General features: G+C 63.1%; 25 protein-coding genes. 12 read left to right on the top strand and 13 right to left on the bottom strand.

All coding sequences use genetic code 11. The features are described 5' to 3' along the window. Nucleotides 1-35: 35 nt before the first annotated feature. The 4 genes from AB4Y81_RS05005 to AB4Y81_RS04990 all read left to right on the top strand — a co-directional run bounded on the left by AB4Y81_RS05005 (nt 36) and on the right by AB4Y81_RS04990 (nt 3,513). A complete protein-coding gene (locus tag AB4Y81_RS05005) occupies nt 36-944 on the top strand; it encodes a transketolase (RefSeq protein WP_039243483.1) in 909 nt (302 codons plus the stop codon). After that, nucleotides 941-1,939, top strand: coding sequence for a transketolase family protein (locus AB4Y81_RS05000; protein WP_018779414.1), 999 nt, complete (start codon nt 941-943; stop codon nt 1,937-1,939). Before AB4Y81_RS05005 ends, AB4Y81_RS05000 begins: the two co-directional genes overlap by 4 nt. 110 nt (nt 1,940-2,049) lie before the next feature. Continuing rightward, nucleotides 2,050-2,706 (top strand): GntR family transcriptional regulator, encoded by a 657-nt coding sequence (locus tag AB4Y81_RS04995; RefSeq protein ID WP_018779413.1) that lies wholly within the window; start codon nt 2,050-2,052, stop codon nt 2,704-2,706. 69 nt (nt 2,707-2,775) lie between these two features. After that, nucleotides 2,776-3,513 carry a VOC family protein gene (locus AB4Y81_RS04990; RefSeq protein WP_079582269.1) on the top strand — a complete coding sequence of 246 codons (738 nt, stop codon included), beginning with the start codon at nt 2,776-2,778 and terminating at the stop codon, nt 3,511-3,513. 16 nt (nt 3,514-3,529) lie between these two features. Here the strand turns inward: AB4Y81_RS04990 and AB4Y81_RS04985 are convergent, their stop codons facing one another. From AB4Y81_RS04985 to AB4Y81_RS04970, 4 genes are read right to left on the bottom strand one after another with little or no spacing between them, the layout of a single operon-like run. Beyond that, entirely contained in the window at nt 3,530-4,504 is a 975-nt protein-coding gene (locus AB4Y81_RS04985) for an acyl-CoA thioesterase (RefSeq protein ID WP_039243479.1), read from the bottom strand. 37 nt (nt 4,505-4,541) lie between these two features. Then, the gene (locus AB4Y81_RS04980) at nt 4,542-5,111 is read right to left on the bottom strand and encodes a hypothetical protein (RefSeq protein WP_039243478.1); all 570 of its coding nucleotides are present in this window, start codon (nt 5,109-5,111) and stop codon (nt 4,542-4,544) included. Beyond that, nucleotides 5,108-5,446, bottom strand: a complete 339-nt coding sequence (locus AB4Y81_RS04975) for a PEP-utilizing enzyme (RefSeq protein WP_039243477.1) — start codon at nt 5,444-5,446, stop codon at nt 5,108-5,110. The genes AB4Y81_RS04980 and AB4Y81_RS04975 overlap by 4 nt, the downstream gene beginning before the upstream one ends. Next, the gene (locus AB4Y81_RS04970) at nt 5,443-5,847 is read right to left on the bottom strand and encodes a hypothetical protein (RefSeq protein ID WP_039243523.1); all 405 of its coding nucleotides are present in this window, start codon (nt 5,845-5,847) and stop codon (nt 5,443-5,445) included. The genes AB4Y81_RS04975 and AB4Y81_RS04970 overlap by 4 nt, the downstream gene beginning before the upstream one ends. 96 nt (nt 5,848-5,943) lie before the next feature. On the opposite strand from AB4Y81_RS04970, the gene aztD reads away from it, so the two are divergent. Continuing rightward, entirely contained in the window at nt 5,944-7,257 is a 1,314-nt protein-coding gene (gene aztD / locus AB4Y81_RS04965) for a zinc metallochaperone AztD (RefSeq protein ID WP_441995457.1), read from the top strand. 215 nt (nt 7,258-7,472) lie between these two features. Here the strand turns inward: aztD and AB4Y81_RS04960 are convergent, their stop codons facing one another. Beyond that, on the bottom strand, nt 7,473-7,907 hold the full coding sequence (locus AB4Y81_RS04960) for a DoxX family protein (RefSeq protein WP_018779406.1): 435 nt from the start codon (nt 7,905-7,907) through the stop codon (nt 7,473-7,475). A 68-nt stretch (nt 7,908-7,975) separates the two neighbouring features. Continuing rightward, nucleotides 7,976-8,542, bottom strand: coding sequence for an antibiotic biosynthesis monooxygenase (locus AB4Y81_RS04955; protein WP_441995456.1), 567 nt, complete (start codon nt 8,540-8,542; stop codon nt 7,976-7,978). Between the two features lie 41 nt (nt 8,543-8,583). Here AB4Y81_RS04955 and AB4Y81_RS04950 point away from each other — a divergent pair, with 41 nt between their 5' ends. From AB4Y81_RS04950 to AB4Y81_RS04940, 3 genes are all read left to right on the top strand, one after another. After that, nucleotides 8,584-9,924, top strand: a complete 1,341-nt coding sequence (locus AB4Y81_RS04950) for an MATE family efflux transporter (RefSeq protein WP_441995455.1) — start codon at nt 8,584-8,586, stop codon at nt 9,922-9,924. A 9-nt stretch (nt 9,925-9,933) separates the two neighbouring features. Continuing rightward, nucleotides 9,934-10,512 (top strand): hypothetical protein, encoded by a 579-nt coding sequence (locus tag AB4Y81_RS04945; RefSeq protein ID WP_441995454.1) that lies wholly within the window; start codon nt 9,934-9,936, stop codon nt 10,510-10,512. Between the two features lie 68 nt (nt 10,513-10,580). Further along, nucleotides 10,581-10,928: a hypothetical protein gene (locus AB4Y81_RS04940; protein ID WP_275777013.1), complete on the top strand. Its 348-nt coding sequence runs from the start codon at nt 10,581-10,583 to the stop codon at nt 10,926-10,928. On the opposite strand, the gene AB4Y81_RS04935 is transcribed toward AB4Y81_RS04940, so the two are convergent. The 3 genes from AB4Y81_RS04935 to AB4Y81_RS04925 form a co-directional block, all read right to left on the bottom strand. Then, nucleotides 10,925-11,410, bottom strand: coding sequence for a hypothetical protein (locus tag AB4Y81_RS04935; protein ID WP_431229886.1), 486 nt, complete (start codon nt 11,408-11,410; stop codon nt 10,925-10,927). The two genes, AB4Y81_RS04940 and AB4Y81_RS04935, sit on opposite strands and share 4 nt — an antisense overlap. Nucleotides 11,411-11,481: 71 nt before the next feature. Continuing rightward, a complete protein-coding gene (locus tag AB4Y81_RS04930) occupies nt 11,482-11,916 on the bottom strand; it encodes a hypothetical protein (RefSeq protein WP_441995453.1) in 435 nt (144 codons plus the stop codon). A 114-nt stretch (nt 11,917-12,030) separates the two neighbouring features. Beyond that, on the bottom strand, nt 12,031-12,579 hold the full coding sequence (locus tag AB4Y81_RS04925; RefSeq protein WP_018779399.1) for a CGNR zinc finger domain-containing protein: 549 nt from the start codon (nt 12,577-12,579) through the stop codon (nt 12,031-12,033). 71 nt (nt 12,580-12,650) lie between these two features. On the opposite strand from AB4Y81_RS04925, the gene AB4Y81_RS04920 reads away from it, so the two are divergent. Continuing rightward, complete coding sequence (locus AB4Y81_RS04920; protein ID WP_434327761.1) at nt 12,651-13,676, top strand: EamA family transporter; 1,026 nt, start codon at nt 12,651-12,653, stop codon at nt 13,674-13,676. 127 nt (nt 13,677-13,803) lie between these two features. Here AB4Y81_RS04920 and AB4Y81_RS04915 read toward each other — a convergent pair whose 3' ends face one another. Continuing rightward, nucleotides 13,804-14,067 (bottom strand): WXG100 family type VII secretion target, encoded by a 264-nt coding sequence (locus AB4Y81_RS04915; RefSeq protein ID WP_018779397.1) that lies wholly within the window; start codon nt 14,065-14,067, stop codon nt 13,804-13,806. 158 nt (nt 14,068-14,225) lie between these two features. On the opposite strand from AB4Y81_RS04915, the gene AB4Y81_RS04910 reads away from it, so the two are divergent. Beyond that, the gene (locus AB4Y81_RS04910) at nt 14,226-14,498 is read left to right on the top strand and encodes a DUF2277 domain-containing protein (RefSeq protein WP_018779396.1); all 273 of its coding nucleotides are present in this window, start codon (nt 14,226-14,228) and stop codon (nt 14,496-14,498) included. 18 nt (nt 14,499-14,516) lie between these two features. Here the strand turns inward: AB4Y81_RS04910 and AB4Y81_RS04905 are convergent, their stop codons facing one another. Genes AB4Y81_RS04905 through AB4Y81_RS04895 form a run of 3 tightly spaced genes read right to left on the bottom strand, consistent with a single transcriptional unit; the run spans nt 14,517 to nt 17,526 of the window. Then, complete coding sequence (locus tag AB4Y81_RS04905) at nt 14,517-16,868, bottom strand: heavy metal translocating P-type ATPase (protein WP_441995452.1); 2,352 nt, start codon at nt 16,866-16,868, stop codon at nt 14,517-14,519. A 9-nt stretch (nt 16,869-16,877) separates the two neighbouring features. Continuing rightward, nucleotides 16,878-17,111 (bottom strand): heavy-metal-associated domain-containing protein, encoded by a 234-nt coding sequence (locus AB4Y81_RS04900; protein ID WP_441995451.1) that lies wholly within the window; start codon nt 17,109-17,111, stop codon nt 16,878-16,880. 49 nt (nt 17,112-17,160) lie between these two features. Continuing rightward, nucleotides 17,161-17,526 carry a metal-sensitive transcriptional regulator gene (locus tag AB4Y81_RS04895; RefSeq protein ID WP_018779393.1) on the bottom strand — a complete coding sequence of 122 codons (366 nt, stop codon included), beginning with the start codon at nt 17,524-17,526 and terminating at the stop codon, nt 17,161-17,163. A 94-nt stretch (nt 17,527-17,620) separates the two neighbouring features. Here AB4Y81_RS04895 and AB4Y81_RS04890 point away from each other — a divergent pair, with 94 nt between their 5' ends. After that, nucleotides 17,621-18,058 carry a rhodanese-like domain-containing protein gene (locus AB4Y81_RS04890; RefSeq protein ID WP_441995450.1) on the top strand — a complete coding sequence of 146 codons (438 nt, stop codon included), beginning with the start codon at nt 17,621-17,623 and terminating at the stop codon, nt 18,056-18,058. 13 nt (nt 18,059-18,071) lie between these two features. Beyond that, entirely contained in the window at nt 18,072-18,719 is a 648-nt protein-coding gene (locus AB4Y81_RS04885; RefSeq protein ID WP_441995449.1) for an alpha/beta fold hydrolase, read from the top strand. Nucleotides 18,720-18,777: the final 58 nt, after the last annotated feature.

Raw genomic sequence — 18,777 nt, 5'->3', positions numbered from 1 at the left:
TCCATTGGTACGCGCCCGACTCCGGAAGGAATCCAGTGACTATCTCATCCGTCGAAACGGCCGCCGTTTCCGCCCCCACGCCGGAGCGCATAGAGCGCATCCGCGCCGCCGCATTCCGTATCCGACACCACGCACTCAACATGGGCGAGGTCCAAGGCCAGGGTTATGTGGGCCAGGCGCTCGGTGCGGCAGACATGTTTGCCGCTGTCTACGCAGACCAGCTCAACTACCGCGCCGAGGACCCCCATTGGGCAGACCGGGACCGGTTCCTGCTCTCCACCGGGCACTACGCAATCGGCCACTACGCCGCCCTGGCCGAGGCCGGAATTGTCCCGGTGTCCGAACTCGAAACCTACGGCTCGGACGATTCCCGGCTACCTATGTCCGGCATGTCCACCTACACGCCGGGCATGGAAATCTCCGGCGGTTCGCTCGGACACGGACTCACGATCGCGGTCGGCATGGCGCTGGGCCTGCGGGCGCAGAACTCGACCAACCGTGTCATCAACTTCCTCTCCGACGGCGAACTCGACGAAGGTTCCACCTGGGAGGCCGCCATGGGCGCCCACCACCACCAACTTGGCAACCTCATCGCCATGGTGGACATCAATGCGCTCCAGGCCGACGGTGCCACCAACACGGTGCTCCGCACCGAACCGGTCACCGAAAAGTGGGAATCGTTCGGCTGGTACACCCAACGGGTGGACGGGAACGACGTCGGCGCGCTGCTGGCCGCGTTCGACAACATCGCCACCCGCAGGGCGGCTGCGGGATCCTCTGCATCCGGACAGCCGTCGGTGATTCTCTGCGACACCAAAGTTGGCCGCGGCGTTCCACTGCTGGAGACCCGCGAGAAGGCGCACTTCATGCGCATTGAAGAAAACGAATGGCAGATCTGCCGCGATCAATTGACTGCAGGATACGAAGGGGCGGCTTCAGCATGAGCACCACCACAACAGCAAAGCCGAAGCTCAAGACCTCGGCGATGATCGCGTCCTTCGCTGATCCCGGCCAGAAGACCACGTCAGCTCCGTTCGGGCACGCGCTGGTTAAGGCCGCTGAGGCGGACTCCCGGATTGTCGGGCTCACCGCTGACCTGGGCAAGTACACGGACATGCACATTTTCGCCAAGGCGTTTCCTGAGCGCTTCTTCCAGATGGGCATGGCTGAGCAGCTCCTCTTCGGCGCAGCCGCGGGCATGGCCGAAACGGGACTGGTCCCGTTCGCATCCACCTACTCGGTGTTCGCTGCCCGGCGTGCATATGACTTCCTGTGCCTGGACATCGCGGAACCAAACCTGAACGTAAACATTGTGGGCGGCCTCCCCGGCCTGACCACCGGCTACGGACCCAGCCACCAGGCCACGGAGGACATGGCGATCTTCCGCGGCATGCCCAACCTGACCATCGTGGACCCCTGCGACTCCGTTGACATCGAACAGGCCGTTCCGCAGCTCGCTGCCTCGGACGGGCCCACCTACCTGCGGCTCCTGCGCGGCAATGTGCCCACCGTCCTGGACGAGTACGACTATAAGTTTGAGCTCGGTAAAGCCAAGGTTTTGCGCGGCGGGAACGACGTCGTCTTCGTGTCTTCCGGTCTGATGACCATGCGTGCCCTGCAGGCGGCGGACGCGTTGGCGAAGCACAACGTGGACGTGGCCGTAGTGCACACGCCCACCATCAAGCCCTTCGATTCCGCCACCGTGCTGGCTGAGCTGAACACGGACCGGCTGGCCGTCACCCTGGAGAACCACACGGTTGTTGGCGGTTTGTTCGAAACCGTTGCCTCCGCCGTCGTCACCGCCGGGCTCGGCAAGCGCGTGGTTCCCATCGCCCTGCCCGACCAATTCCTCGACGCCGGTGCGCTGCCCACACTGCACGAACGTTACGGTCTGTCCGTGGACCGGATCGTGGCCAAGGTCCTGTCCGAACTCGGCTGAGTTTCCCGGGAGTGCGGGACGGATATGACTGCCCGTCCCGCACTTCTGCCCGTAGTATCGACAGTTAACACCTGACTGTCAGCAGTTGCCCATAGAACCGAGGACACACCATGGCCGCCACAGCCTCCCTGCTGGGACTGGAGAAGAAGAGCCTCCGCGAACAGGCGCTCGCAGCCCTGCGGACCGCGATCACCAGTGGCGAGCTTGAGCCCGGACGGCACCTTGTGGAAACCGAACTGTCCGAAATGCTGCAGATCAGCCGCGGTACCCTCCGCGAAGCGCTGCGGCAACTGGAACAGGAAGGTCTCATCTCCGCCGGACCACGCGGCCGGATGTCCGTCAGGCACCTGGACGTCAAGGAAATCCGTGACATCTTCGCGGTCCGGGGTGTGCTGGAATCCTTGGCCGCCCGGACGCTCAGCGACATGCCCGATAAGGAGGGTGCGCTCGCAGAGTTACGTGCCGCCGTCGACAATATGGAGAAGGCCGCGAAATCCTCATTGGAGGAACGGATCGAATCCGACCTCGAGTTCCACCGCACCCTCTGCCGCTTGTCCGGAAACGAGACACTGCTGCACTCCTGGGAATCCCTGGAAGGCTCCATCCGGATGTCCATCATGTTCGCCGGGCTGGAACGCGCAACCCGAAACATGAGCGTCGGCCGGCACCACGACATTGTTGCCGCCATTGAGACCGGAAATGCCGCCAAGGCACGGGAAACGATCATTGAACACATGAATGGTGCGGCGGAGAATCTGGTGGGTTAGGCAAATAACCGGGCCGTGTTGGCTATCGGGCAGGTTGCCGGGCTCCAGCCGGGCATAGCATTGTGAACCATGGCACTGCGACTGGTTCAAGTGAATTTCAAGGCCGGGGACGACTCAGCCCTCGGGCAGTTTTGGGCGGATGCTCTCGGCTGGGGTGTTTCCAGCGAAGGACCGGGGGTCACCAACGTGGAACCCCTTGATTTTACGTGGCCGGACCCTGCGGCTGTATGCGTGGACGTGGTCAGTGTTCCGGACCCCGAGTCAGTGAAGTACCGTGTCCATCTGGACCTTGCCACCACGTCCGCTGATCATCAGAGGGAACTCGTCCAGCGGCTCAAGGAGCTTGGTGCTTCGCCTGCGGATATTGGCCAGGGAGAGGTGCCGTGGGTGGTGATGGCTGATCCTGAGGGCAACTTGTTCTGCGTACTCGAACCTCGTCCGATCTATCAGGACACCGGCCCCATAGCCACCGTGGTGGTCAACTGCGAAGATCCCCGGGCCATGGCCGACTTCTGGGGCCGGGCAACGGACTGGACCGTGCATGAGGTGACTGATGAGCATGCGAGGTTGCGCTCGTCCAAGGGGGTTGGTCCCTACCTTGAGCTTCTTCGTACCCCCGAACCGGACGCCCTGCCCAACCGTATCCATCTGGATCTCAAGCCATATCCCGGCGACGATCAAGCCGCTGAGGTTGCCAGGCTCCACAGTCTGGGTGCCCGCGATGTCGACCTCGGCCAAGGCGATGTGTCCTGGAAGTGCCTGACCGACCCCGAAGGAAACGACTTCTGCGTATTGAGTCCAGGGTGATCATTCCTGAGCGCGGCTAGTTCTGCGCGGCTTTCAGCAGGTGGTCCGGCAGCCGGTTTCCCGGGGCGCGGCCGCGGATTTCGAGAAGTTCGCGCGCGTGCGCATGCAGTTTCTTGTCCTCCTCGGATACTGGGACCCATTGGGGAATCGGCACGGCCGTCCCCGTTTCGTCGCGGGCCACCATCACCGTCAGGCAGTACGTGGTGAGGTTCATTTCCCGGGTCTTGGGATCGCCCGAGCGGACGTGGACCGCGATGTGCATGCCCTTGGCGCCGGTGTAGACCAGCCGGGCTTCGACTTCCACCACATGGCCGATCAGAAGCGGCCGGTAAAAACGGACACCACCGGAGAAAACGGCCACAGTGTCCTTGCCGCAGTAACGGGACGCGCAAACGTACGCAGCCTCATCGATCCACTTCATCACGATGCCACCGTGGACTTTGCCGCCCCAGTTCACATCGGTGGGGGACGCCATGAACCGCAGCGTGACGCGCTCGGCGGTTCCGGCGTCGGTGTATTCCTGGGCGTTCATCGCATTGACGATCTGCTCACGGACTTCGATGCGGGCCAGCGCGTGGTCCCGCTGCTCGATCTCGGCAGGCGTTGAGGGTTGAAACTGGGGAACGGGAATCGGCTTGCCGTCCGGACCCACAGCTACGAAAATCACCATGCATTGGCTGTGCATTGTCTCCGGCCCGCCCTTGGGATCCCGGGAACTGACCACGGTGTGGATGTGCATGGAGGACCGGCCGGTGTAAACGATCGTTGAGGTCACTTCAACCATATCGCCGCTGTTCACGGGGTCGGTGAAGTGGATGTTGCCCACATAGGCGGTGACGCAATAGGACTTGGCCCATCCCACCGCCGCTGCGTAAGCCGCCTTGTCCACCCATTCAAGGACGGTCCCGGCATCAACGGATCCGCTGTGCCCAACGTCCGTGGGGGCTGCCAGGAAGCGGAGGGTCACAGAGTTGCCGGCGTCTTCGCTCATGCTCGAAGTTTACTGGTGCCATGTTTCTGTTACGTGACTAAGACTGCGCCCGTTGGATGCCCAGGGTGGCAATGAGGTCCTCATGGATTTCGAACCAGACGCGGTGGAAAGAGTCGCGGTCTGTACCCGTCAGCCAGGAGGCGTCCTCGGTTGAGAACTTGAGGGCCCGCAGGAGCCGGTCCGAATAGCCGCCGAACCGCGGAAGGCTTCGCATGAGCTGCGCTTCCAGGGGGCGCCACGCCGCCAAGGCTCCAATCAGCACATCCGTGGCTTCCTGATTGGAGGAAATCCCCAGCTGAAGAGTGCCGCAGGCGTTGACGACTCCATCATTGAACTCCGTAAAGTCCTCGTGCACCGCCAGGACCCGGGATCGTGCACCTGCCAGATCCAGCTCCTCGGCGAGCAGCCGTTCGTTCTCCGCCCTGCCGGCCCCGGAGAGCAACCAACCGCTGGTACCGGCGAAGGTGCTGCGCGAAACAAAGCCGTTCACACCGGCGTCGATGAGGGCGGACTCCACCACGCTTGGGTCCTGGGCAAAGCGCGCCGCTACGGCTTCTGTGTCAGCGAATCCCAACAGGCGCACGGCGTGCAAGATGAGGAGGCTCATTGCATGCCCGCCAAGGTGACCGTCCCGGTCGAACCGTCAACAGTCACAACGCTGCCGTCAGGCACAAGCTCCAACGCAGCGTGCACACCCAGAACGGCCGGAATGCCGTATTCCCTCGCGACGATCGCGGCATGGGACAGCATTCCTCCTGTTTCGGTGACCACTGCCGAAGCCATCCCGAACAGAGGCGTCCATGCGGGATCAGTGGTGCGGCAAACCAGTACGTCTCCGGTCCGGAAACGGGCGAAATCATCGGGCCCCTGGATCAGGCTGGCCATCCCCCTGGCACTGCCGGCGCTCGCTGCGGTTCCGTTCAGGACTACCGCCCTTGTCACTTGGCGGCACCTGTTCCTGGGCGGTCGGACAGTCGGTCCAGCCGCTGCTGCGCGGCCTGCGCGGAACGGAGCCCAAGGCTCTCCGCGATCTGCGGCCAGGTCAGCCCTTCCGCCCGGGCCAGAAACAGGAGTGCAGTTTCGACGGCGTCCATCTCACCTCGGGCGGCGGGTATCAGTGCGAGGGCCGCGCGGAGATCGGAGGAATCCGGGGCTGGATCACCCTCCTGGCTCCGGAAACGCCACAGCACGTGCTGGATGAGGTCCATGGCGGTCGGTGGCTGTTTTTCGTGGAGCCAGGGACGCTGGGGCAGTGCGGCGGCGCCCCGGTCCAGGAGCAGCCGTGTCGCGTCCGTCTGCAACTGCGCGTCTTTCCCGTCTTGGGGTGTGGTGGAGGCGTTCATGCGAGCGAGCATCCCTCATCAACATCATGTTGTCAATATTTTGTTGATATCTGGGATTGATTTGCTCTCTAAATGAGAATCAATATCATTTAACTCATGTCACATCACTCACACCCCACCCTTCCTGCCGTGCGCGGCCGTAAACGCCACTTGCCCACGGGCGCGGTCGCCGTCGTCGGGCTTTCCGCCCTTCTTCTTACTGGCTGCGCGACTCCCGGCGACTCCGCTGGCAGCACAGCCGACGCCTCGCCGTCGTCGTCCGCAACGCCCAGCCCCAAAGAAGCCGGTGCCCCGACCCCTCGCCTGGTCTACACGTACGACGGCGGCATGGGAGTTCTGGACGCCGCCTCCCTGGAGAAGGTGGGGAGTGCGGACTTGGGTGGCTTCAACCGGCTGAATCCCGCAGGCGACGGCAGGCATGTTTTCGTGTCCACCGGTGACGCCTTCCGCCTTTTCGACGCCGGCGCCTGGACCGAGCCGCACGGCGACCACAGCCATCACTACGTCAGCGATCCCAAGCTGACCGATCTGGCGTTCGAGGCGAATAAAGCCGGTCACGTGGTGCTGCACGCCGGCAAAACCGTGCTGTTCAGCGACGGGTCGGGCAAGGTGGAGAGCTTCAAGAGCTCTGCGCTGGGGGCTGCTGTGGACGACGGCAAATTGCCTGACGCCGACGTTTACACAACGCCTGAAGCGCACCATGGAGTCGCCGTCGAACTCGAGGACGGCAAGCTGCTGGTGACCCTCGGCAATGAGGAAAGCAGGTCCGGGATCGCGATACTCTCCGCCGGCAAGGGGCAGGACCGTAAGGAAATCGTCCGCAACGAGGACTGCCCGGGCGTGCATGGTGAGGCCGTGGCTGCCGGAGAAGCAGTAGTGGTCGGATGCGAAAACGGCATGTTGATCTACAAGGACGGGGCCATCACCAAGGTGGCGAGCCCTGATGCTTACGGCCGCTTGGGCAATCAGGCGGGATCGGAAAAGTCCCCGGTGATCCTGGGCGACTACAAGGTGGACAAGGCCGCCAAGCCGGAACGTCCTACCCGGATTTCGCTGGTCAACACCGAAACCGCAGCCATGCAGCTCGTGGACATCGGCACCAGCTACTCGTTCCGCTCACTGGGCCGCGGCCCGGCGGGTGAAGCCCTGGTTCTGGGAACTGATGGCGGCCTGCGCGTGATCGACCCACTCTCCGGTGCCGTCACCTCAACCATCCCTGTGGTTGCCGCATGGGAGGAGTCGGCCACCTGGCAGGACCCGCGGCCCACCCTTTTTGTCCAGGGCTCGACGGCGTACGTCACCGAACCTGCGACGCAGTCACTTCACGCTGTGGACCTGAAGGCGGGCAAGGTGGCGAAGTCGGTGAAGCTTGATCAGACCCCGAACGAGCTCACCGGCGTCACGGGCTAGTCCAATCCTTGGGTCCCGCGTCGTGGAAATCGGACGCTCCCTCACGTCCTATGCCTTAAGCGCCGACGCTCGCTCACGTCCCACGCCTTAAACGCGGACGCTCGCTCACGTCCCACGCCTTAAACGCCGACGCTCGCTCACTTTCCTTGAGAAAGTGAGCGAGCGACCGCGTGAAAGTGTTGTTATGTGAGCGAGCGTCCGAGGGGGGGTGCCGCTTAGGCCAGTGCGCGGAGCTTCGAGCCGGAGCGGCCGAAGAGTGCGGCGTCGGCCGAGATCCTGCCGGCGCCCGCCAGTGCGAGGGCCAGCGCGGCACCTGCGAAGAGCAGTACGAGTTCGTACCCTCCGTTGGCCACAAAGATGCCGGCCGGAGCGTGCACCAGGAAGAGGGCCCCCAGCATGTCGATGGCCAGGAGCGCTGCGAAGACGCGGGTCAGGAGGCCGAGGATCAGTGCGATGCCGCCGACGAGCTCCAGTGTTGCCACGATGGGGGCCACGACGGATGCGCCCGGGACGCCCATCTGGGTGAAGGAAGCCTGGGTTCCGGCGATGGTGAATTCGTTGAACTTCTGCCAACCGTGCGCGGCGAAGAGAAATCCTGCAATGACGCGCAGGATGGTCAGGGCTGTGGTGGTCAAGCTGGACTTGTTCATGCTTCAACCCTTGCAGCCAATTTATTGAAGTGTCAACTAAATAAGGCGCACTGTCACCGAATTCCCAGCTAGTTACGAGGCTTCGCCTGAAGCCAGGGCTGCAGGAGCCGGGTGGTGATCGGCAGGAAAATGTACGTCATCAGAGGCGTCAGGATCACGATGTTCAGCAAAACGGCAAACACCAGCGGCCAATCCTGCGTCAACGGGTGCAGCAGGAAATTTGCCAGCAGGCTGAGCGGGAAGAACGGGAGGAAGATGCTGATGGCCTGCTTCCAGCGCGGTGGCACCACAGTTTCGGGCACGACTACCGAGACATCGCCAGGCCGCGAGAACCAACCCTCAATCCCCGTATGACGTTCCACGCGGGTGGTCTCCATCATGTCCCTGACACTGTCGATCCACCAGCGCCTCTCCTCGGAGTCCTCCCACGCCTGCAGCGATTCGGCGTCGGCGAAACGATAGAGCATGTGCCACTCGGTGGAATCCACTCCGTTGCGCACCCATCCAGATCCCAGGTAACCCGGCCACTCGCGGGCAAGTTCTTGCCCGGCATGTGCCCACGCGTTGGCTTGGCGGGTGTAGCCCGGAAGAATGGTGCGGGCTACGGAAACGGTGACGGGATGCTCATATGACACGGCCCAAATGTACCCGTCCCCCAGCAGACTAGGCTTGTTTAGTGCCTCAAACCACAATCGCCCCCGCCCGCTCCAACACGCGCGAAATCCTGCGCCTGGCCGTCCCCGCGTTCGGTGCGCTGATTGCCGAGCCACTGTTCCTCCTGGCCGACTCTGCGATCGTGGGGCATTTAGGAGTCGACCAGCTGGCCGGCGTCGGACTGGCGTCAACCATCCTGCACACTGCGGTGGGACTCATGGTCTTCCTGGCATATTCGACGACGCCGGCGGTCGCCCGCGCGATCGGCGACGGAAAGTTGGGGAAGGCTCTGGCCGCAGGGCGCGACGGCGTCTGGCTGGCCCTGCTGCTGGGGCTGGTGCTCGCTGTGGTGGGCTTCGTAGCAGCCGAGCCCTTGGTCGGTTTCATGGGTGCATCGGGCGATGTGCAGGGATTCGCCGTGGACTACCTCCGGTGGTCCATGCCCGGGCTGGCGGCAATGCTCCTGATTTTCGCCGGCACCGGTGTCCTTCGTGGTTTACAGGACACCCGGACGCCGCTGGTGGTGGCGACGGCCGGATTCGCGGTCAACATAGCCCTCAATGTGTTCCTGGTCTACGGGTTGAACATGTCCGTGACGGGTTCGGCGATCGGTACCAGCATTGCGCAGTGGGCCATGGCCGCCGTCTACCTCGTGATGGTGGGCCGTAATGCGCGGCAGCATGGTGTGTCCCTCCGGCCCGACTGGCACGGTATCCGGGCCATGACCAAGGTGGGCTCGTGGCTTATGCTCCGCACGCTGAGTCTCCGCTTGGCCATCCTCGCCACGGTCCTGGTGGTAACAGCCCAGGGCGCCGTCAATCTGGCAGCGCATCAGTTGGCCATGACAATTTTCTCCTTCCTTGCCTTTGCCTTGGATGCATTGGCCATCGCGGCGCAGGCGCTGATCGGCAAGGAACTCGGAGCCCGGAACGCAGCCAGGGCCCGTGAACTGACCCGCACGATGATCCGCTGGGGTACGGGCTTTGGCGTGATCACCGGCATACTGCTGGCAGTGGCGGCTCCGTGGGTGGGATACATCTTCACGTCCGATTCCGGCGTTCGATCGGCACTGACGGTTGCGCTCTGGGTGCTCGCGCTCGGTCAGCCGCTGGCCGGGTACGTCTTCGTCTTGGACGGTGTCCTCATTGGCGCCGGCGACGCGCGCTATCTGGCGATTGCCGGCGTCGTAAATCTTGCGGTCTATTTGCCGCTGCTGGTGGCGGTTCACCAGCTGAAGCCCGGCGGCGAGGCGGGTCTTCTGTGGCTGTGGGCGGCGTTTGCGCTGGGTTACATGTTGGCCCGTGCGGTGACGTTGGGGCTGCGCGCGCGGACCGATCGGTGGATGGTGTTGGGTTCGCACTAAACTGGACGGGTGACTCTTCCATCGACTCCTGCCCAGACTCCTGCTGCCCCGCCGGCCGGACTTTGGAAACCCATCCTGATCCGCGCAACGGTCGCAGTGTTGTTTGGTTTGGTGACCATCTTCTGGAGTTCGCCGTCAGTGGAGGTCCTGGCGTGGGCCGTGGGCCTGTATCTGCTAGGAACGGCAGCGGCCGTGTGGATGTCCCGCGTTTTGCCAGTAGCTGTAGCAGTGGTGGTAGCCGCGGGCGGCCTCGCCGCATTGGTGACGCAGTCTGATCAAGGCGTGGCTCTTTCCGCCATGCTGGCTCTGCTGGTCCTTGGACTTCTTGAGTCCATGCAGGGCCTGAAGAAGCGCGATTCCGTAGCCCGCGACTGGCTCATCTCGGGCATTATTTCGGTGGGTACGGGCATTCTGCTGCCATTCTTTACTTCGCTGGGTGCGCACGCGCTCCTGGGGGTTGCAGGTGGGGGCGCCATTCTCTCGGGCGTCTTGTGGATGCTTTCCGGTCTGTCGCTGCGCCATGATGCCCGCACCGGTACGAGGACGCAGGCCTCTGCGCCCGGCGCCTCGCCGGAGGCCGTAAACTAGTAGTTGGACGTTCTACTCGTTGTAGAACTTTTGCAGACCGGCGGGCATGTACCGCCATCATTGGAGGAATGACCGTGGCAGACCAGACACCAGGAGAACCGCGCAAGATGCGGACTTCGGTCAAGGGACCCCTCATGTTCTCCGCCTTCTTCGCCGTGCTGGCCTTCGTGGCCGTGCTGATCTTCGCTTCCGGCGGCAGCGCGCGTGTTCCGCGGTTCGACCTCGCGTTCACCGGCGCAGGCATCGCGTTCATTGTGAGCCTCGTTGTGGCCGCCATGCTGTCCATGAGCTACAAGGAGAACGCCGACCACCTCGGCAAGGGTTCCGGGGTCAACCTGAGTTCCAAGCGTCCGCACGGCGGGTCGCCGGCTGCGGACTCCGCCGGCGGGACTGAAACGCCCGACGCCGGCCACTAACCTTCCAGCGCTTCCCCACTGTTGTTGGGGGAGCGCTTTTTGGTGGGTTTGGCTGGGCTGGCGTTAGTGGGCCAGCGAAGCGGCAGTGATGCGTTCACCAGAAGAAATGCGAGAACGCACCAGCCGCCCATGAGCAGGCCGCCGTCCGGTGCCGAAGGAATGTAGTCGATCCCGTTGGGCCTCAAGGTCTCAGGCGTGGGTTTCAGGTACCCGGAAGCAATAAGGGCCAGGCCAGCGGCGGCCACGAGTACGTAGATTCGACCGTTGCCCGCCCACCAGCGGTTGATCGGGGGAATGAGGCGCAGGGGCAGACCCACCATGACTGCGAGGGAGATGGTTGCTGCCGGCACGAGAATGCCGCCCAGTACAAGGCCGATTATCACTCCGATGCCGTCGTAGTCCACCATGGTTGCCACCTGCAACATGATCCACGATGGGGCCAGGAAGGCGAAGGCCAGGGCGAGTTGGCCGAACCTGGTCATTCCTGGGCTTCCGTAGCGTTCACGTGGCAAATCGCGCAGTGTGGGGACTGGGCGATCCGCGGAGGGGTGGGTCACTTGGCCATCCTTCCAATGCGTTGTCGTTTTCGGAACCGGAGCGGGAACGATGCACTAACGACGAGGAAGTTGATGATGAGGCAGCCGCCCATGAGCATTCCGCCATGGCTCGTGACGACGTCGAAGTGGTAACCATCGATGTCGCCTATGTGGCGCTCGGGCGTGTTGGACCCGGAAATGATGAGAGCCGCGCCGGCGACCGCCAGAAGAATGTACATGGGGGCATTCCCCAGCCACCAGCGGCTTAGCCGCCGGTTGAGACGCAAAGGCAGTCCGACGGCCACTGCAACGCCCATCAGGAAGGGTGGCCCTATCAGCAGGAAGAGGAGAGTTCCCAGGAACTCATACCCCGGACTTGCTGCCATCACGCATACGAACCACATTGTCGCCATGAAGGGGTATGCGATGGCCAATTGGGCAATCGGGGCCATGTCCGGTTTATCGGGGGGCCGGACCCAGGCGGTATTCGGAATCGGCGTCCGTCCAGCCGGAAAGTCGTAAGCGCCTGTATTCGGCTGTTCCCCCATGCCGCAATTATGCCTGGGTTATTCGCTTTCGGCGGCCTTCCGTGCGCGGTATGCCGCCACGTGGGCCCGGTTGGCGCAGTTGCCTGTGTCGCAGTAAAGCTTGGAGCGGTTGCGGCTGAGGTCCAGCACCACGGCATCACAATCCTCTGCGGCGCAAATGCGCATCCGGTCCATTTCCCTGCTGCGGATCACGTCGACGATGGCCATCGCGGCCTCGGTGCCCATCCTGTCAGCCAGGGGCGCTTCCGGTGTGGTGGCGTGCAGGTGCCAGTCCCAGTGGTCATGCTTGACCAGCTGTGGGAGGGCTTTTGCGTCCGCGAGCAGCTTGTTGACGGTCTTGGCTGCCGTGTCTTCGTCGGAGGTCCAAAGTGCTGCGAGTTCGCTGCGCAGGCGCTTGATGCTGGTCAATTCGTCGGCCGAATTGGCGCGCGAGCCAGTGAACTCCTCGGCGTTCAGGAACGAGTTGAGTTCCTCCACGGTGGCCAGCAGTTCTTCACCGTTGGCGGCAGTGTTGATCAGGTTGACGACGCTGCGTAAGGCAACTTCGGTGTCAGGCGCAAATAGCACTTTGACTCCTTACATATTTCGGGAGTACTGTCATGACCATAAGCCCACTTTACTCCTGACAGGAGGCTGCTGTGTCAGCTCCAACGACGAAGGCTGATGCAAAGAGTTTCTTGGCATCGGGACTCGGCATTGCCCTTTTCTCTTCAGCTGTCTTCGGAACCTCCGGCTCTTTCGCCAAGTCGATGTTGGAGACCGGCTGGTCCCCGGGTGCCGCTGTTACCGTGCGCCTCACGGGAGCGGCGCTGATCCTGGCGATTCCCGCCGTCATGGCTCTCCGGGACCGTTGGCATCAGCTCAAGGAAAACTGGCTCACCATCCTGCTGTTCGGCCTCATCGGAGTAGCCGGCTGCCAGCTTTTCTACTTCAACGCCGTAGCCCGGCTGTCCGTGGGCGTTGCACTGCTGCTCGAATACCTGGCCCCGGTGATGATTGTGCTGTGGCTGTGGATCTCCAGCCGACGCAAACCGCGCGCACTCACCGCTGCCGGCGCGCTGCTGTCCCTGGGTGGACTGGTGCTGGTTCTTGACCTGACCGGCGCTGTGAAGGTGGACTTCGTTGGCGTCCTGTGGGGCATGGCGGCTGCCGTGTGCCTGGTGATCTACTTCTTCATCACCGCAAAGGAAAACGACACCCTCCCCCCACTGGTGCTCGCCTCAGGCGGTCTGCTGGTAGGTGCACTGGTGATGTGGCTGGTGGGCCTTTTGGGGCTTCTTCCCATGACGTTCAGCACCGCAGACACAACGCTGGGACCCTGGACCGTGCCCTGGTGGGTGTCCGTCGTCGGCTTGATCATCCTGGCAACGGTCCTGGCGTACGTTTCCGGAATCATGGCGGCCCGGAGCCTGGGATCGAAGGTGGCCTCGTTCGTGTCCCTGACGGAAGTGCTGTTCGCAGTGATCTGGGCTTGGCTCCTGTTGGGCGAACTCCCCGGCCCAATCCAACTGCTGGGCGGTCTCCTGATTGTGGGCGGCGTAGTCCTGGTCCGTGTGGACGAACTGCGCGGGGACCGGCGTGCCGTTGTCGCCCACGCGTTGGATCACCCGAACGACGTCGAACCTGTACCTTCGGGGCCCGTTGCCGGAGCTTCCCGGGACTGAAGCAGGGCCACGCGGCCGTGTCGGGTCGCCGTGCCGTGCATTGAAGGCAAACGCGGATAACTGCGGGTTCTGCTGTGAACACAAAAATGCCCGGACGCTTGTGCGTCCGGGCATTTTCCCAACTGTCTTAGTTGGAAGCCTGCTGCTGCTGCTCAGCGTTCTTCTGAGCGCGATCGCCGGCTTCGCGAAGAGCATCGGCAACCTTCTTCAGGTTGGAAGCGTGCTGGCTGTCCCACTCGCCGCGGAACTTGTCAGCGTCCGGACCCTTCCAGTCGGTGCCGTCGAGTGCACCCTTCAGCTGTGAACGCTGCTGCTCGATGTGCTCGGCACCTGCCTTCAGCTTGTTACCGAGCTGACGAAGCTGATCAACATCTGCACCCCAAATAGCCATGAGATTCTCCTTCATTTGTTCGGACCCGAGCTCTTCGGCATCCCCAGCGGCCTCCGGCTCATCCGGAAGATCCAATAGCTAAAACCTATCCCGGGAATTGCGAACCCGTCGATGGGCACCCCTCCCCATGCAGCACTGCCCATGGTTAGCATGGGGTTATGTGCCGGAATATCAGGACTCTGCATAACTTCGAACCGCATGCCACCAGCGAGGAAGTGGAGGCCGCTGCCCTCCAATACGTGCGAAAGATCAGCGGATCCACCAAGCCCTCCAAGGCCAACGAGGAAGCCTTTGCCGAGGCTGTCCACGAAATCGCACACATTACGCAACATCTTCTGGACTCGTTGGTGAGCCACGCGCCGGCCAAGAACCGGGACGAGGAAGCGGCCAAGGCAAAGGCCCGGGCCGCGGTCCGCTTCGGAACCGCGTAGCCCAGGCCTTCCACGAAGCTATTTGCCGAACGAGCGCAGCCTTAGCGAGTTGGCCACCACCAGGACCGAGCTGGCCGCCATCGCTGCCCCCGCGATCATCGGATTCAGCAGCCCCAACGCGGCTACGGGAATGCCGATCGCGTTGTAGAAGAACGCCCAGAACAAGTTGGTTTTGATCGTGGAGAGGGTCTTCCGGGACAGCTCGATTGCCTGGACGAGCTGACCCAGGTCGCTGCCCATGACCGTCAGATCCGAGGCTTCGATTGCGACGTCTGTGCCGGAACCCATCGCGATCCCCAGATCCGATTGCGCCAGGGCCGCGGCGTCGTTGACACCATCTCCGGCCATGGCGACTGTCGCCCCGGAGGCCTGAAGCTTCCGAACTGCCTCCACTTTTCCTTCCGGCAGCACCCCGGCGAATACGTCCTCCGGGGATATTCCGACGGCGGCAGCCACTTGGGCGGCCACGGCAGCGTTGTCTCCGGTCAGCAGTATCGGACGGATGCCCAGATCCTTCAGCTTCTGGATCGCTGCCGCCGAGCCGGGCTTGATGGTGTCGCTCAGGCTCACAATTCCAGCCGGTACTCCGTCAACGGCGACCCAGATGGCGGTGGCGCCCCCGTTCTCCTCGGCTGCCAGCATTTCCCGATGGCCCGCTTCGAGGGAGATGCCGTTCTCTTCAAGCCAACCCGAGCGACCTACGACCACAGCCTTCGGGCTGCCGTCCAGCACAACCCGGCCCCGCACTCCGCCGCCGGGAGCGGAACTGAAGCCGTCCACGGCAGGCAGGGCTCCGGCGTCGGGCATTGCGTCTTTTGCCGCGGCGGCAATCGCGTGGGCGATCGGGTGCTCCGACGCTGACTCGACGGCACCCGCCAGGGTGAGCACTGCGGCGGGGGAATGCCCGTTCAGGGCTACGGTGTGGTCCACGGCCAGCTTGCCGCTGGTAACGGTACCGGTCTTGTCCAACAGGATGGTGTCAACGTGGCGGGTGTCCTCGAGAACCTGCGGACCCTTGATGAGGATGCCCAATTGGGCTCCACGACCCGTTCCGGTCAGCAGGCCAACCGGCGTCGCCAGACCCAAGGCGCAGGGGCAAGCGATCACCAGGACAGCAACGGCGGCGGTGAATGCGGCATTCAGGTCGCCGGTGATGAACAGCCAGAGCACGAACGTTGCCAGCGCGATGACCAGCACGATCGGGACGAAGACCGAGCTGATCCTGTCCGCGAGCCGCGCAATCGGCGCTTTGCCCGTTTGGGCCTGGCTGACCAGCCGCCCCATCTGGGCGAGCGTGGTGTCGGAGCCAACGCGCGTGGCCCGGACCAACAGGCGCCCGGAGGTATTGATCGTAGCCCCGGTCACCGTGCTGCCCGGCCCCACTTCAACCGGCACCGATTCGCCGGTAACCAAGGAAGCGTCGACGGCGGAAGCGCCGTCCGTGACAACGCCGTCCGTCGCGATCTTCTCGCCGGGGCGGACAACGAACACATCATCCACGAGGAGCTGATCCGCAGGGATCTTCCGCTCAATGCCCCCTTCGAGGATGGTTGCATCCTTCGCGCCCAGGTTCAGGAGGGCCTTGAGGGCATTGCCCGCTTTGGCCTTCGCGTTCGCTTCCAGGTAGCGGCCAAGGAGGAGGAACGTGGTGACAACAGCCGCGACCTCGAAGTACAGCCCCCCGCCGGACATGCTTTCCATGCCGGGGTGTTCGGTCATTCGCGGGTCGGCGGACAACTGCCAGGCCGAGTACACGTAGGCCGCGATCACACCAATGGAAACAAGGGTGTCCATGGTGGACGCCAGATGCCGCGCATTGATGGCACCAGCCCTGTGGAAGGGCCAGGCTGCCCAACTCACCACCGGCAGCGCCAGGGCGCCCACAACCCAGCCCCAGTTGGCGAACTGCAGGGCGGGAATCATGGAGATCGCAAACACAGGAACGGTCAGGACGGCAGCCAGGATCAGGCGCGGCCGGAGTGTCGATGCCGACGGACCGTGATCCATATGGTTTTCGTGCCCGGAATGCTCGTCGTGCATGGGCTCAGCGTCGTGATGGTGATTGTGATGCTCATGCCCGGGACTGTTTGCCGTGTCACTGGCGGCCGGGCGGGTATGCGGCGCGGGTGCCTGGCGCAGGGTGGCTTTGTACCCCGTCGCATTGACCGTGTCCACGATCTGCTGGTCCGTCACGGTGGCGGGGACGGTGACATGGGCTGATTCGAGGGGCAGGTTGACGCTCGCCTCGACGCCTTCGAGCTTGCCCAGTTTCCGCTCCACCCGATTGACGCATGAGGCGCAGGTCATGCCCTCAATGTCCAGCTCGATCACCCGTTGTGCGGGTTGGTTGAAGGTTTCCTGGTTACTCAAGGGAGCCCCCTAGGCTTCGTTGGCTACCACCAGGTAGCCGGCTTCTGCCACGGCCTCGCCAATTTCTGACGGCGAGAGTTCATGGGCGGATGTGATGGTGACGGTGGACAGGCCGCCGGGGTTGAGGTCGACTGCGACATTCTGGACGCCGCTAAGAGATTCGAGTTCTTCGCTCACGCAGGAAACACAGTGGCCGCAGGTCATGCCGGAAACGTTCACGTTGGTCTGGATGGTCTGGCTCATGGAGTGCTCCTTGGTGCTGAGTTGGATGGTGTGGTGGGTGGTAGCGGGGTTACCGCAGCAGGCGCCCGATGGCATCGGTGGCCTCCTTGACTTTCGCGTCGATTTGTTCGGCGCGGGCTTCGGGGTCGGGCTCGGAGGCAGCGCCAACGACGCAGTGGCCGATGTGCTCCTCAACGAGGCCCAGGCTCACTGCGTGGAGGGCTTTGGTGGCAGCTGCGACCTGCGTGAGGATGTCGATGCAGTATTTGTCGTCTTCCACCATGCGCGCGATCCCGCGGACTTGGCCTTCGATTCGTTTCAACCTCTTGAGGTACGCGTCCTTATTGCTGGTGTAGCCGTGGTGCGCGGAGGGTTCCAGGTCCACCTCGATGACTGGCGCATCCGGGTGGCTCAGTTTCAGGTCTGGTGAATTCATGTCCTCAACCTATACCCCAAGGGGGTATGCGTCAAGTACCCCCAGGGGGTATGGTGAGGAGGTGAAAGAACCCTCAATAAGGCAAGGTGGCTGAATGGCGTCCGACGATCAAGCCGGGATTTTTGGCATGAAGCTCGACCCCGCCGACTATTTCCGGGCCAAGCTTCAGTGCGAGATTGATGTCATGGAGGTGGCCGAGGCGGACCCGGAAACGCTGTTTATCGTGGACACCCGACGCCGGTCTTCCTGGGACCACGGACATATTCCTCAAGCCGTACATATACCTACGGCGCTGATCCCATCCCAGGCTCCGGACCTTGTCCCCGCTGGCTCACAGGTAGTGGTGTACTCCTGGGGCCCGGGCTGCAACGGCAGCACCTTTGCTGCGCTCGCGTTCGCGGAACTCGGCTACTCCGTGAAGGAGTTGATAGGAGGCATCGAATATTGGATCAGGAACGGGCTGCCCGTTGAAACCGACGCGGGTATCGTTCAGGGAGCGCCCGATGTATTGGTGACAGCGCACACGGCCTGATGTGAAACGGGGCATGATGACGACTTTCGTACTGGTCCACGGCGGTGGTTCCACGGCGTGGGACTGGCATTTGGTTGGCCCGCTTCTTGAAGCGGCCGGGCATGACGTGGTGGCCGTCGACCTGCCCATCGAAGACGTTGATGCCCGGCTTGAAGACTACGCCCGCGCAGCGACGGCCGCCGTTGGCAAAGCTCCGCACACCATCGTGGTGGGGCACTCGCTGGGCGGTTTCACGGCACCGTTGGTTTGCGAAAAGCTCCATTCCAACGGCCTTGTGTACCTCTCGGCAATGATTCCGATGCCGGGGGAGACCTTCGGCGAGTGGTGGACCAAGACAGGCCATGACCGCGAGACCATCCCCGACGAACCATATTTCAATCTTGTCCCCGCGGAATTGGTGCAACAGGCCACCGACAGGGAGCGTGACCAGCAAGGTGCATGGATGTCAGACCCCTGGCCGGGAAAGCATCCGAGCGTGCCAACCCTGGGGATTTTGTGCCGTGACGATTTGCTCTTCCCTGCGTCGTTCATGAGTCGCCAGATACGCGACCGGCTGGGCATCGAACCAGTGATGATCCCGGGCGGTCACTACGCCACGCTGAGTCACCCGGGCGCTGTAGCTGGAGTTCTTGTCGACTTTGCCGGAAAGATTGGCCTCTGACTTCACGGAGCCGCCCTCATCCCAAAGCCTCCACGAGACACCGCGAGTGGTAACGGCA

The organism is Paenarthrobacter sp. TAF1, assembly GCF_052113825.1.
In the GTDB taxonomy this organism is placed as follows: Bacteria; Actinomycetota; Actinomycetes; order Actinomycetales; family Micrococcaceae; genus Arthrobacter; species Arthrobacter nicotinovorans.
This window is presented reverse-complemented; position numbering and strand designations above follow the sequence as displayed.

What these genes read in the sequence shown, in the direction of transcription:
- AB4Y81_RS05000 (WP_018779414.1), top strand. Translation starts at nt 941, where the DNA reads ATGAGCACCACCACAACAGCAAAGCCGAAGCTCAAGACCTCGGCGATG.
- AB4Y81_RS04980 (WP_039243478.1), bottom strand. Translation starts at nt 5,111, where the DNA reads ATGAGCCTCCTCATCTTGCACGCCGTGCGCCTGTTGGGATTCGCTGAC.
- AB4Y81_RS04970 (WP_039243523.1), bottom strand. Translation starts at nt 5,847, where the DNA reads ATGAACGCCTCCACCACACCCCAAGACGGGAAAGACGCGCAGTTGCAG.
- AB4Y81_RS04940 (WP_275777013.1), top strand. Translation starts at nt 10,581, where the DNA reads ATGACCGTGGCAGACCAGACACCAGGAGAACCGCGCAAGATGCGGACT.
- AB4Y81_RS04960 (WP_018779406.1), bottom strand. Translation starts at nt 7,907, where the DNA reads ATGAACAAGTCCAGCTTGACCACCACAGCCCTGACCATCCTGCGCGTC.
- AB4Y81_RS04985 (WP_039243479.1), bottom strand. Translation starts at nt 4,504, where the DNA reads ATGAGCGAAGACGCCGGCAACTCTGTGACCCTCCGCTTCCTGGCAGCC.
- AB4Y81_RS04990 (WP_079582269.1), top strand. Translation starts at nt 2,776, where the DNA reads ATGGCACTGCGACTGGTTCAAGTGAATTTCAAGGCCGGGGACGACTCA.
- AB4Y81_RS04900 (WP_441995451.1), bottom strand. Translation starts at nt 17,111, where the DNA reads ATGAGCCAGACCATCCAGACCAACGTGAACGTTTCCGGCATGACCTGC.
- AB4Y81_RS04885 (WP_441995449.1), top strand. Translation starts at nt 18,072, where the DNA reads ATGATGACGACTTTCGTACTGGTCCACGGCGGTGGTTCCACGGCGTGG.
- AB4Y81_RS04995 (WP_018779413.1), top strand. Translation starts at nt 2,050, where the DNA reads ATGGCCGCCACAGCCTCCCTGCTGGGACTGGAGAAGAAGAGCCTCCGC.
- AB4Y81_RS04895 (WP_018779393.1), bottom strand. Translation starts at nt 17,526, where the DNA reads ATGAATTCACCAGACCTGAAACTGAGCCACCCGGATGCGCCAGTCATC.
- AB4Y81_RS04915 (WP_018779397.1), bottom strand. Translation starts at nt 14,067, where the DNA reads ATGGCTATTTGGGGTGCAGATGTTGATCAGCTTCGTCAGCTCGGTAAC.
- AB4Y81_RS04910 (WP_018779396.1), top strand. Translation starts at nt 14,226, where the DNA reads ATGTGCCGGAATATCAGGACTCTGCATAACTTCGAACCGCATGCCACC.
- AB4Y81_RS04935 (WP_431229886.1), bottom strand. Translation starts at nt 11,410, where the DNA reads ATGACCAGGTTCGGCCAACTCGCCCTGGCCTTCGCCTTCCTGGCCCCA.
- AB4Y81_RS04890 (WP_441995450.1), top strand. Translation starts at nt 17,621, where the DNA reads ATGGCGTCCGACGATCAAGCCGGGATTTTTGGCATGAAGCTCGACCCC.
- aztD (WP_441995457.1), top strand. Translation starts at nt 5,944, where the DNA reads ATGTCACATCACTCACACCCCACCCTTCCTGCCGTGCGCGGCCGTAAA.
- AB4Y81_RS04930 (WP_441995453.1), bottom strand. Translation starts at nt 11,916, where the DNA reads ATGGCCCCGATTGCCCAATTGGCCATCGCATACCCCTTCATGGCGACA.